This is a genomic window from Gluconobacter potus, from assembly GCF_015244705.1.
GTDB lineage: Bacteria > Pseudomonadota > Alphaproteobacteria > Acetobacterales > Acetobacteraceae > Gluconobacter > Gluconobacter potus.
Genome location: NZ_JABCQF010000025.1, coordinates 1 through 11,518, shown reverse-complemented (window position 1 = coordinate 11,518; position 11,518 = coordinate 1). Strand labels below are relative to the sequence as shown.

The window sequence follows — 11,518 nt, the reverse complement described above, 5'->3', positions numbered from 1 at the left end:
AATATGCGCCGCTTCCTTTTCCTCGAAAGATTGAACGCGAGCGCGTAGTCCTCCCACTGGCGATGGACCGTGATCTGCTCAAAACGCAGAGCGAAAGTCACCCCGGAAACCCTCAATCAAAGCGCTAAAAAACTAAAATCATCAGACAAGCGCATCAACAAACAGTTCTTCGATCCCTCCAGTTGTGAGGTCTGCAGGTGCTCCCTCATAACTTGTATTCTTTGCGGTATTCATTTCAGAGCCGTCGTTCAGGGAGCTGTCAGCTTCATCTGGTATGATATCAATCATGTCGCAGTTTCTTTTGCATGATAATACGTACGGGTGGCATTATTTTATGCGGTATCGTGATGGTTATTATATTTATTTGTGTTCTGCATTAAATAAAATAATCCATTATATGGAAACTCCATATATATATTATGTATTGGTTATCTTGCTTTCTTCTGTTCCATTTTCAGTTGCAAAAGCAGGAAGTATCCCATTCTCCCAAGCCGTTGAAGCGGCCTGGGCTGTCGATCCCGATCGGACTGAACTGAATACAAACTATCGCTCAGCAGCAGCACGGGCCGAGGCAGCCGGTTCCTGGTTTGCCGGCGGCCCGACTGTCTCCGGCCAGTATTTCGATGATCATGCCATTGGCAGCAATGAAGGATACACAACCTATCAGGGAGGCGTGTCTGTACCGCTCTGGCTGCCGGGACAAGGTAGCGCAACTGTGGGAGTTGCGAGAGCAGAAGCGCTTACCATCCAGGAACGGCTGCATGTGGCACGAATGGCGGTGGCCATGAGAGTTCTGGATACATCAGCCAACGTCGTTATGGCTCAGCGCCGACTGGCAATCGCACGCATCCAGAAAGACACACTGGAAAAAATCCGGGCCTCTGTAATCCGTGGAAAGCACATCGGAGAGATGACGCTTGCCGATCAGCAGATCATCGCTTCTGAAATCGCGAATGCAGCCAATGAATATTCCCAGTCCGAAGAGCAGGTCGAGACAGCGACCTCAGCGCTTCGTATCTTGCTGGGTCGCCCGACCGTCCCCGATATCCTCTCTTTTGACAATGTGGCGTTAGCGCATGACGGACTCTTCTCTGCCGAAGCTCTCGAAAATAATGACCCTCGCGTCAGAGCCGCCCGTCAGGCCGTGCGTACAGCGGAAGCTGGCGTGCATCTCGCCAAAGCCTCCTTCATGCCGAACCCTGAAGTTGGCGTCGCTGCAATTCACGAAAAACAGTATGGCAGCCCGTGGGACGACCGCGTGGGGGTAACAGTTTCCATCCCGCTTCCCAGCGATGTCCGCAACGTCCCCATGGAAACGGACGCCCGCAACAAGTTGGCTGCGGCTATCAATCAGGAGCAGCAGGCCCGCCGCAATGTCAGGCAGGAACTCGCTCAGGTTTTTTCTCATCTGACGGCCACGAAAGACATGTTCAGAAATTCTGTTCTGTCCGCTGAGAGTATGAACAGTCGCGCAAACGAGATGAATCGATCATGGCAGGTCGGTGAGACATCATTGGTCGAACTGTTACGAGCCAGATCCGCTGCCAGCAGGGCTTTGCAGCTCCGTAATCAGGCAGAAGTTGCCTGGCACGCCGCCATCATACGAACATTGATCGCAGCAGGAGAATTCCAGTGACTATTTCATCTGCCTCCATGAAAGACTGGAAATATTTACTCTGTGTCATGATTATTTTTCGCTTTACTGAGTCGCCTGCACGAGCCGCCGACAGTGCGCCGACTGTCGTAATGGGAGAGGCAGCGCAGAAGAACTCTGCTCTGGTAATCTCGATCGCAAGGAGTGGTACACTCGCAAAAAATCTGGATGCAATGGGAACCGTCACAGCCGAGGCGGGGCATGTCGTCCGTATTCACCCGGCAGGGTCCGGTAAAGTTCTGAATGTTGCTGTGGTACCTGGTCAGCATGTGCACAAAGGAGAGACGCTTCTTACCTATCAGGATCATTCATTACACCTGGTCCGCCTTGAAATGACAAGAGCGCAGGCGGCACTGGCGACAGCGTATGCGGCCTCTCAGAATGCGTCGTCAGCCTACCACCGGGGGTATGAACTGGAAGGCACAACAGTCGCAGCAGGAGAGACCAGGCGTCGCCTGGCCATATTCCAGGCAGCAAAAGACGACGTTATAGCTCGACAGGCTGATGTCGATACGCTGAAGCATCAACTTGAAGAAGAATACAACTCCGTTACGGAATCAGATAAAGCCCAGACCGGTCCGCTGGATGAGACATCGTCAATCATTGCGCCGACCACAGCGGAAGTACAGAGCGTGTTCGTTGGTGTGGCCGACGACATTTCCCCTGCGACGGAACTGATGGGTCTGACAGACATGTCCTCGGTATGGATTGTTTCTGACATCCTGCCTCAGGATGCTGCTCAGGTGATCCAGGGCGGCGAGCAGACCACCGAACTTACATCGGACACAGGGACGACATTACTGAAATCGAAAATAACTTCGGTAGGGAGTATGGCGGATCCGGTCACAGGCCTCGTCCGCGTCATAAGCACGGCCCCCAATCCAGATGGCAGTCTTCATCCAGGCATGTTCCTCAATACCCATCTGCCAACACGCGAAAAGACGGCAGGCATCATTGTGCCGGAGAACGCTGTCACAGAAATCAACGGCGTAAGCACTGTGTTTGTGTCGGTGAGTCCAAACCGGTTTCGAGCACAGGACGTGCATGTTGGTGTTACGGGCAATGGACAGAAAGTCATTACCTCTGGCCTCTCCGCAGGTGAGCGGATCGTAACGCAAGGCGCATTTGCCCTGAAGGCGGTGATGCTGGTGTCAGATATGAATGATGGAGACTAAGAGCGTCATGCGTAGCGTTCTCTCCGCCCTGCAGACCCGACGCTGGCTGGTCCTTGGGGTAATCTGCCTGACGTTCATCGCCGGGTGTATGATCGTGCGTGGCCTTCCCGTGGAAGCCGTGCCCGACATTTCGCCCCGGCAGGTGCTCGTTTCTGTTGTTGCTCCGGGCCTCGCTACGGAAGAAGTCGAACGGCTGATCACCTTTCCGATCGAGGCCAGTATGGCCGGCATCCCGGAGATGACAGATCTCCGGTCGGTCTCCCGTTCAGGAGTCTCGGTCGTTTACATCCAGTTCGCGGATGAGACGGACATCAATCTTGACCGTGCCCGTGTGGAAGAACGGATTCAGCAGGCCAGAGGCACGATATCTGTGCCGGGAGTCAGTGTGAATATCGGGCCACTCGCTACAGGCCTTGGTGAAATCATGCAGTTGCAGATCAAAGGCGACGGTTATTCGCTGATGGATCTGAACCGTCTGATGACATGGACTGTCGCGCCGCAGTTGAAACTGGTTCCAGGCGTCGTGGACGTCAACGTGAACGGCGGTGCCGAACAGACATTTCAGGTCTCTCTCGATCAGGCCCGCCTTATGGCACTGGGTGTGTCAGTTGATGACGTTTTCCGAGCGGTGGATGGCAATAACTCCGCATCAGGAGGTGGATGGATTGAGCATGGTGAAGAACAGCAAATCGTTGTCGGACGCGGCCTGATCGGTTCACTTGACGACTTTGGGTCCATTCCCGTCCGGACCAACACCAACGGTTCCGCCATTTTCCTGCGGGATTTCGGGCACATTTCCATGGGACCGAGAACACGACTGGGGGCCGTCACGCGTGATGGTCAGGGCGAGGTTGTCATTGGCGTCATCATGATGCGCATGGGAGCGAGTTCCGACACCACCTTAGCCGCCATCGAAGAGGCACTTCCCGGTATTCGTCAGTCTCTCCCTAAAGGCGTGACGCTTGAGCCTTATTATGTGCGTTCGACGCTGACAGACAGTACCATCAGGACCGTAAAGGAAAATCTTGTCGTTGGAGCACTCCTGGTCATCAGTGTTCTGATCGTGGTGATCGGTGACTGGCGGGCCTCCCTGGTCATCGCCTCTGTCATCCCGTTTGCGCTCGTCTGCGCCATGGCTGGAATGCGCTGGTTCGGAATTTCCGCCAATCTGCTCAGCCTCGGCGCCATCGACTTCGGCATGATCGTCGACAGTTCGCTCGTCGTGGTTGAAAATCTCATGACCCATCGTGCGCGTGACCGGGCCAGTGGACAGACTACGCCGCTGGCTTCCCTCGCAGTCTCAGCGGCAACCGAAGTCCTCCGTCCCGTAAGTTTCGGCATTCTTGTTATTGTGATGGTCTACCTGCCGATCCTGACATTGCAGGATATCGAGGGAAAAATGTTTCGCCCCATGGCGCAGACGGTCATCATGGCCCTGCTGGCCTCTCTGTTTTACTGTATTGTCGGGATACCGGTGATTGGGGCTTTGGCGATGAGGTCTGCCAACCATCATGACGATACCCGTCTGGTTGCTTTTCTTCGTCGTGGTTATGGTCCCATGCTAAACTGGTGTGAAAACCGACCACGGACCTTGTTTGGCACAACTTTCGCGATTTTTGCTTTTTCTGTCTGGACCGGTCTGCATCTGGGTGGCGAATTCATTCCGTCTCTCGATGAGGGGGCCCTGACGGTAACTACGACACGACTGCCCAGCATTTCGCTGCCCGAGGCCCTGAAGGAGGTTAGCCTTCAGGAGCGTATTCTGCGTCGCTTTCCCGAGGTTACCAGCGTTGTCAGCAATACAGGAACATCAGCCATTCCGACTGATCCGATGGGTGTTAACGAGACAGACAGTTTCATTTTTCTGAAGCCACCATCACAGTGGACCACAGCGCATACACAGGAGGGACTCGTTACGGCAATGAGTCAGGTGCTGGGCACTGAACTGCCTGGAATGGAGCAGTCATGGAGCCAGCCAGTGCAGATGCGGATGGATGACCTCCTGTCCGGTGTCAGGACCCAGATTGCCGTTTCGATCTATGGGGATGATCTCGCTACGCTGGCGCGTCTGGGGGACAGGGTAGCAAGCATCATGAAAACCATTCCCGGTGCGGCCGACGTGGCTCCACAGGGAGATGGTACTGTTTCTTTCATCCATATCGACATTAATCGTCGAAAGGCGGCACGGCTGGGTATTTCCCAGCAGGAACTTCTGAACGTGGTCGAAGCGGTCGGTGGTCATATTGGACGGCCCGTAACAGTTGGTAACGCCCTGATCAGCACGCAGGTCCGTTTCGATCCAGCCCAGGCAGGCACACGTGACCAGATTGCCCGCCTAAGGGTACGCCGTGCCGATGGCCGAGGAGCGGTCCTGCTTTCAGAAATCGCGGAGGTCACGGTACAGGACGGTCCTCCCCGTATCAGCCGGGATAATATCCGCCGTCGTCTGATCGTACAGGCCAATGTTCGTGGACGAGACCTCAGCTCCTTTGTTACCGAAGCACAGAAGGCAGTCAGCAGAAAAATCACCATGCCTCCCGGTTATCGCATCGTGTGGGCGGGTCAGTTCCAGAACCTGAAATCAGCCATGGCACGTCTGGGAGTTGTCGTGCCGATCGCATTGGTATTGATTTTTGCCCTGCTTGTCATTGCGCTGAATTCCGTCTGGCTGGCCGGACTTGTTTTCGTCAATCTGCCAGTTGCCACGACAGGTGGCATCCTGGCCCTCGCTCTGCGTGGCCTGCCATTCAGCGTCTCCGCGGGGATCGGGTTTATTGCGCTGTTTGGTGTGGCGGTTCTGAATGGCGTGGTACTCATCACCGCCATTAATTCGCTGCGCGTGGCGGGCCTGAATGCTGCTCGTGCCGCATATGAAGCCGCGGAAGAACGTTTCCGGCCGGTCATGGCGACAGCTCTGGTCGCCAGTCTTGGTTTCATTCCCATGGCAGTCTCAACCAGTGCCGGCGCCGAAGTTGAACGCCCTCTGGCTACGGTCGTTATTGGTGGTCTGATCTCCTCGACACTCCTTACCCTGCTTGTGCTGCCCTCTCTCTACGCGCGTATCATGAAAAATCGCATTGCATGAAAATCCTGATTATCGAAGACGAACCTGCACTGGGCTCGGCAGTAAGAGACCGTGTGCGCCAGGCCGGACACGTCGTCGACTGGTTCAAGACCCTGACCGATGCCCGTGCAGCCCTGATCGCCTCTTCTTATGATTTCCTGCTTCTGGATCTTGGTCTTCCAGACGGTAATGGTCGGGCCCTGCTGCGGGAAATCCGGCGGGACTGTTCATCTCTGGCCATCCTGATCACGACAGCTCAGGATCAGGTCAGTGACAGGATCGCGGGGCTGTCAGAAGGCGCGGATGATTATATTGTCAAACCTTATGATCTCGACGAACTCGTCGCCCGTATTGACGCTGTTGCCAGACGTTATGCGGCCCTGCCAGACAATGTGGTCATGATTGGTACTATCAGGATCGACCTCGCGCGCCGTCAGCTTGAACGCGATGGACAGACAGTCGATCTGTCTGCGCGTGAATGGGCTATTGTCGAACTTCTTGCGCGCCGGCCTGGAGCAGTCTGCAGTCGTGAGCAGATTGAAGACGCCCTTTATGGTCTCAGTGACGATGTGGAAAGCAACGCCATTGAAGTTTTCGTCAGCAGGATAAGGAAGAAAACCGGACCGGGTCTGATCATGACGGTCAGGGGGAGAGGCTATTGTCTCGCGGAGAACACGTCCCGATGAAGCGCTGGAGTCTGGCGTCCCGTATCGTGTCCGGAACACTGATCATCGTGCTTGGTGCCCTGGTGCTTCTCAGTATTCTTGTTGCGGCCTTTACCCGCTATGAAGTTACGGAGCGTCTTGACAACTCGTTACAGGAAGTGGCCGAGCGTCTGGAGTTTGTCATCAGTGAACTGGACAGAACCGACAGGGCTTCTGCCACCCCAGGTGGTCAGATCGCGCAACTCCCCGGGGTGAACCGGCGAACGTTGGCCTACCAGATCACCACACCGGACGGTCGCCTTGAGGTCAGGTCACAGAATGCGCCGGAGACGCTATTCGTACCACGTCTGAAGTCAGGATTTTACAACATCTCATTATTCAGAGTGTATGTCGTACCATCAGCGTCTGGTCGCCATTACATTCTGGTGGGTGAGCCGACTTTTCACAGAAATGAAGCTGTCAGGCGGGCTATTCTGATTTCAGTTCTGCCAATGGTAATATTTTTCCCGGCGATCTGGATTTTGGTCCGCTGGCGTGTCCGTCGCGCCATGCGTCCTCTGACCAGCCTTCAGCAGGAAATCAGGAGCCGGGGAGGATCGAATCTGGCACCCGTTCCCCCATTGGATCTCCCCGAAGAACTGGTGTCCATTCACTCGGCCGTCAATCTCCTGCTTGAACGTCTGAAAATGGCGCTTTCGACAGAGCGCGCTTTTGCGGCCAACGCGGCCCATGAGTTGCGTAATCCAGTAGGAGCGCTTCTTGCACAGGTTCAGGTTCTCAGGAATTTTCTTGTAGGGTCGGACTATGAAGAGCGTGCAACGATCATCATGCAGCAGGCCCGCAGAATTGGCCGGATGATGGAAAAGCTGCTTCAGCTTTCACGAGCGACATCAGGGATCGCACTCACCGGGAGCATGTTCGATCTGGTGCCTGTCATTCGATTTCTGGCAGAAGAACTTGAGCGGGAAAAAAACCAGACGATTGAATTTTCTGGAGCATCTCATCTCATGATCCGGGGCGATATGGATGCAACAGGTATCCTGTTTCGCAATCTTCTCGAAAACGCCGTTCTTCATGGTTCATCTGTGCAAGCCGTCAGTGTGATCATCACGCAAGATCATAAAGTCCTGATCTGCAATGATTGCGAAACGCTGCCATCTGAAGTTTTGCGGGATATGGAAAAGCCTTTCGTCAGAGGAGAGACCGATGCCGAAGGCAGCGGCCTCGGCATGGCGATTGCGCGACAGATAGCTCAGCAGCTGCATGCAGACATGGTGGTGAGTTCGCCTATACCTGGAACGGACAGAGGCGTCCTGGTGACAGTTCGATTGCAGGTCAGTTAGATCAAAGATTACGTCTGAACGGACCAGGAACTCTGACGCTCTATCCATCAAATCCTGGGACTAAACACATCGAACTGTTCCGCCATTTCCCGGCTCACAGCTTTTCAGGCAGGCAGTGTTCTGATCTGCGCTCGCTGTAGCGATCGACAAGGTAGTCGGCCCGGTCCCGCAATAGCCATGTGAACTTCATCAGTTCCTCCATGACATCCACCATGCGGTCATAGAGGGGAGACGGTTTCATCCGGTCGTCGTCACCGAACTGGGTATAGGCCATCGGCACACTGGACTGGTTGGGGATGGTGAACATCCGCATCCACCGGCCCAGCACCCGAAGGGCATTGACGGAATTGAAGCTCTGCGATCCACCCGAAACCTGCATGACGGCCAGCGTGCGGCCCTGCGTCGGGCGGATCGAGCCTTCGGACAATGGCAGCCAGTCGATCTGGTTCTTGAACACGGCAGTGATGTTGCCGTGCCGTTCGGGGCTACACCAGACCTGGCCTTCCGACCAGATCGAGAGTTCCCGCAGTTCCTGCACTTTCGGATGGGTCGCGGGCACGGAATCCGCTACCGGCAGGTCGGTCGGGTCGAACACCCGTGTCTCGGCGCCGAGGACTTTCAGAATGCGCTCTGCCTCCAGCACCAGCAGGCGACTGAACGAGCGGGGACGCAAAGAGCCATAGAGCAGAAGGATGCGCGGCGGATGATCCACACGCGGTTGCGGTTCCAGCCGCGCGAGATCGACCCGCTCGAGATACTCCGGATGCAAGGCTGGCAGCTCAGGTTCGGTCATATATATATATCGGTCCTGTCGTGTATTACGGGTGACTGATCCGGGGCAGCCATAGGGCCAACGCCGCGAGTGTTGCCAGCAGGACGAGCGGCGTAATCGCCAGTCCGACCTTCATATACTGCCCCCATGTGACCCGATGGTTCTTGGATGCCAGCACATGCAGCCACAGTAGTGTTGCGAGACTACCAATCGGCGTGAATTTCGGCCCGAGGTCGCAGCCGATGACGTTGGCATAGATCATCAGGTCGCGTGTCAGCGGCGTGATGTCACGGGCCTGCTGGATCGCCAGCGCCCCGACCAGCACACTCGGCATGTTGTTCATGATTGACGACAGAACAGCCGCCAGAAAGCCGGTGCCGATCGTGGCGATGAACGGTCCCTGATGGCCAAGCCAGACCAGTGCCGCCGCAAGGTGATCGGTCAGCCCGGCATTGCGCAGCCCGTAGACCACCAGATACATCCCCAGCGAGAAGATCACGATCTGCCACGGCGCGCCCCGGAGCACCCGGCGGATGGGAATGACCCGTCCATATCCGGCGACTGCCAGCAGGATGCCGGCAGCCAGGCAGGCCACGATACAGACCGAAATATGAAATGGCGCGGTCAGGAAATAAGCTGCCAGAATCAGGGCCAGCAGCGGAAAAGCCGCGCGGAACACAAGGTGGTCACGAATAGCCGAGACAGGTGCTGGCAGTTCAGAGACGGGGTAGGTCTGGGGCACCTGCCGCTGGTAATAGAGCCACAGGACGGCAAGTGTCGCGCCAAGGGCAGCCAGATCGACGGGGACCATGATCGCGGCGTAGCGGTCAAAGGGAATGTCGAAAAAATTGGCGCTGACGATGTTCACCAGATTGGAAATCACCAGCGGCAGGCTGGTGGTATCCGCGACAAAGCCGGTCGCGATGATGAAGGCCAGCGCCGCGCCATGGTTCAGACGGAGTTGTGTGAGGATGGCAATGACGATGGGCGTGAGCAGCAGGGCCGCACCGTCATTGGCGAACACGGCCGCGATGGCCGCCCCCAGTAGCACGATGAGGGGAAACAGCGTCCGGCCTCGCCCTTTGCCCCAGCGCACCACATGCAGGGCCGCCCAATGGAAGAACCCGGCCCCATCCAGAAGCAGCGAGATGATGATCAGCGCGACAAAGGTGAAGGTGGCGCCCCAGACGATGTGCCAGACGACAGGAATATCGTGCCAGTGGATGACATCGGTCGCCAGTGCCACGGCGGCACCGGCCATCGCACTCCAGCCGATGCCGAGACCCCGTGGCTGCCAGATGACGAAGACCAGCGTTGCAATGAAAATGGCGAGGGCCAGCATCAGACGATCCGCTTTCCGGCCTCATCCACGATCTTCTCGCCGTCCTCCCTGGCGAATGCGCCGCGCTGTGGGGAGGGAAGAATATCCAGCACCGTTTCGGACGGACGGCAGAGCGCAACACCGAGTGGCGTTGCGGCGATGGGCCGGTTGATCAGGATCGGGTGTGCGATCATGGCGTCGATCAGCGTATCATCGCTCAGGGCCGGGTTGTCGAGGCCGAGTTCGTGAAAGGGCGTGCCCTTTTCCCGCAGGATCGCGCGCACCGGAACCCCCATACGGGCGATCAGATCGACCAGTTCCGCGCGGCTGGGTGGCGTTTTCAGATATTCGATGATCCTGGGCTCCTCGCCGCTATTGCGGATCAGTGCCAGCACGTTGCGCGACGTGCCGCAGGCCGGATTGTGGTAGATGGTGACGGTCATGGGCAGGAGGCCGGGCTCGGGCTGCAGGAAGACAGGTTCGCGATCAGGGGCGCGCAGAGTTCGGGGCTGCCCGCACAGCAGTCCCTGACGAGGAAAAGCATCAGGTCGCGCAGGCGCGGAAGACACGCACGATAGACGATCAGCCGGCTATGGCGCTGCGAGGTCAGCAGGCCAGCGCGCGTCAGGGTGGCGAGATGGGCCGATATGGTGTTCTGCGGGACATCGAGGTGCCGCGCGACGTCCCCGGCGGGCAGCCCGTCCGGTTCTTGGCGCACCAGCAGGCGGAAGATCTCCAGCCGCGTGGACTGGGACAGCGCGTTGAGGGCCGAGAGTGCGGATTCTGTATCCATAAATCGACGATCACGGATATATGGGATGAAGTCAAGACTACCCAGGACATGCCTCGTTCAGAGCTTGGAACGCGGCTTCACACGCCGAACAGGCGGCCGATCCCGCCCGTGACGATCATTGCCACAATACCCCAGAACGTCACACGCAGTGCTGGGCGCAGAGGCGCTGCGCCGCCGGCAATCGCGCCAACGACCCCCAGAACAGCGAGAACCACGACGGACGTCAGGGACACGCCCCAGGACACCCACGCCACGGGCGTCAGAACCGCCGCCAGCACAGGCAGTAGTGCTCCGGATGAAAAGGCGGTTGCCGAGGCGAATGCCGCCTGTATGGGGCGTGCCGCCGTGGCTTCGGACAGACCCAGTTCATCCCTTGCATGGGCACCGAGCGCATCATGCTTCATGAGGGCAACGGCGACCTTGCGCGAGAGGTCTTTATCCAGCCCTCTCTTCTGATAAATCCCGGCCAGTTCGGTGACTTCGCCCTCCCAGTCCGTGACCAGTTCCTGTTTCTCGCGGGCGATGTCGGCGTGTTCGGAATCGGCCTGGGAACTGACCGAGACATACTCGCCCGCCGCCATGGACAGGGCGCCCGCGACAAGCGCGGACAGTCCCGCGACGAGAATGCTGCCGCGTGTCGCATGAGAACTGGCAACGCCGACGATGAGGCTGCCGGTCGACAGCGTTCCGTCATTGGCGCCGAGAACAGCCGCACGCAGCCATCCCAGTTT

11 protein-coding genes are annotated in these 11,518 nt (G+C 57.2%); 5 read left to right on the top strand and 6 right to left on the bottom strand.

The window, feature by feature from the left end; genetic code table 11:
* Positions 1-141 precede the first annotated feature (141 nt).
* Positions 142-288 (bottom strand): hypothetical protein, encoded by a 147-nt coding sequence (locus HKD31_RS15270; RefSeq protein WP_194265661.1) that lies wholly within the window; start codon positions 286-288, stop codon positions 142-144.
* Here HKD31_RS15270 and HKD31_RS15265 point away from each other — a divergent pair.
* From HKD31_RS15265 to HKD31_RS15245, 5 genes are read left to right on the top strand one after another with little or no spacing between them, the layout of a single operon-like run.
* Positions 287-1,636 (top strand): TolC family protein, encoded by a 1,350-nt coding sequence (locus tag HKD31_RS15265; RefSeq protein ID WP_228120916.1) that lies wholly within the window; start codon positions 287-289, stop codon positions 1,634-1,636. The genes HKD31_RS15270 and HKD31_RS15265 overlap by 2 nt on opposite strands.
* Complete coding sequence (locus HKD31_RS15260; protein WP_233142685.1) at positions 1,633-2,829, top strand: efflux RND transporter periplasmic adaptor subunit; 1,197 nt, start codon at positions 1,633-1,635, stop codon at positions 2,827-2,829. Before HKD31_RS15265 ends, HKD31_RS15260 begins: the two co-directional genes overlap by 4 nt.
* A gap of 7 nt (positions 2,830-2,836) precedes the next feature.
* Positions 2,837-5,914, top strand: a complete 3,078-nt coding sequence (locus tag HKD31_RS15255; RefSeq protein WP_194265660.1) for an efflux RND transporter permease subunit — start codon at positions 2,837-2,839, stop codon at positions 5,912-5,914.
* Positions 5,911-6,579: a response regulator transcription factor gene (locus HKD31_RS15250; protein ID WP_062020857.1), complete on the top strand. Its 669-nt coding sequence runs from the start codon at positions 5,911-5,913 to the stop codon at positions 6,577-6,579. The genes HKD31_RS15255 and HKD31_RS15250 overlap by 4 nt, the downstream gene beginning before the upstream one ends.
* Positions 6,576-7,901 carry a sensor histidine kinase gene (locus HKD31_RS15245; RefSeq protein WP_062020861.1) on the top strand — a complete coding sequence of 442 codons (1,326 nt, stop codon included), beginning with the start codon at positions 6,576-6,578 and terminating at the stop codon, positions 7,899-7,901. Before HKD31_RS15250 ends, HKD31_RS15245 begins: the two co-directional genes overlap by 4 nt.
* 94 nt (positions 7,902-7,995) lie before the next feature.
* On the opposite strand, the gene arsH is transcribed toward HKD31_RS15245, so the two are convergent.
* The 5 genes from arsH to HKD31_RS15220 all read right to left on the bottom strand — a co-directional run.
* Positions 7,996-8,694, bottom strand: coding sequence for an arsenical resistance protein ArsH (arsH, locus tag HKD31_RS15240; protein ID WP_061487227.1), 699 nt, complete (start codon positions 8,692-8,694; stop codon positions 7,996-7,998).
* Between the two features lie 25 nt (positions 8,695-8,719).
* Positions 8,720-10,015 carry an arsenic transporter gene (locus tag HKD31_RS15235; RefSeq protein WP_276529683.1) on the bottom strand — a complete coding sequence of 432 codons (1,296 nt, stop codon included), beginning with the start codon at positions 10,013-10,015 and terminating at the stop codon, positions 8,720-8,722.
* Positions 10,015-10,437 carry an arsenate reductase (glutaredoxin) gene (arsC, locus tag HKD31_RS15230; RefSeq protein ID WP_061487225.1) on the bottom strand — a complete coding sequence of 141 codons (423 nt, stop codon included), beginning with the start codon at positions 10,435-10,437 and terminating at the stop codon, positions 10,015-10,017. The genes HKD31_RS15235 and arsC overlap by 1 nt, the downstream gene beginning before the upstream one ends.
* Positions 10,434-10,787 (bottom strand): ArsR/SmtB family transcription factor, encoded by a 354-nt coding sequence (locus HKD31_RS15225; RefSeq protein ID WP_194265659.1) that lies wholly within the window; start codon positions 10,785-10,787, stop codon positions 10,434-10,436. Before HKD31_RS15225 ends, arsC begins: the two co-directional genes overlap by 4 nt.
* Positions 10,788-10,864: 77 nt before the next feature.
* Positions 10,865-11,518: VIT1/CCC1 transporter family protein (locus tag HKD31_RS15220; protein ID WP_194265658.1), on the bottom strand; the 654-nt coding region annotated here is incomplete at its 5' end.

What these genes read in the sequence shown, in the direction of transcription:
- HKD31_RS15255 (WP_194265660.1), top strand. Translation starts at nt 2,837, where the DNA reads ATGCGTAGCGTTCTCTCCGCCCTGCAGACCCGACGCTGGCTGGTCCTT.
- arsC (WP_061487225.1), bottom strand. Translation starts at nt 10,437, where the DNA reads ATGACCGTCACCATCTACCACAATCCGGCCTGCGGCACGTCGCGCAAC.
- HKD31_RS15235 (WP_276529683.1), bottom strand. Translation starts at nt 10,015, where the DNA reads ATGCTGGCCCTCGCCATTTTCATTGCAACGCTGGTCTTCGTCATCTGG.
- arsH (WP_061487227.1), bottom strand. Translation starts at nt 8,694, where the DNA reads ATGACCGAACCTGAGCTGCCAGCCTTGCATCCGGAGTATCTCGAGCGG.
- HKD31_RS15265 (WP_228120916.1), top strand. Translation starts at nt 287, where the DNA reads ATGTCGCAGTTTCTTTTGCATGATAATACGTACGGGTGGCATTATTTT.
- HKD31_RS15245 (WP_062020861.1), top strand. Translation starts at nt 6,576, where the DNA reads ATGAAGCGCTGGAGTCTGGCGTCCCGTATCGTGTCCGGAACACTGATC.
- HKD31_RS15225 (WP_194265659.1), bottom strand. Translation starts at nt 10,787, where the DNA reads ATGGATACAGAATCCGCACTCTCGGCCCTCAACGCGCTGTCCCAGTCC.
- HKD31_RS15270 (WP_194265661.1), bottom strand. Translation starts at nt 288, where the DNA reads ATGATTGATATCATACCAGATGAAGCTGACAGCTCCCTGAACGACGGC.
- HKD31_RS15250 (WP_062020857.1), top strand. Translation starts at nt 5,911, where the DNA reads ATGAAAATCCTGATTATCGAAGACGAACCTGCACTGGGCTCGGCAGTA.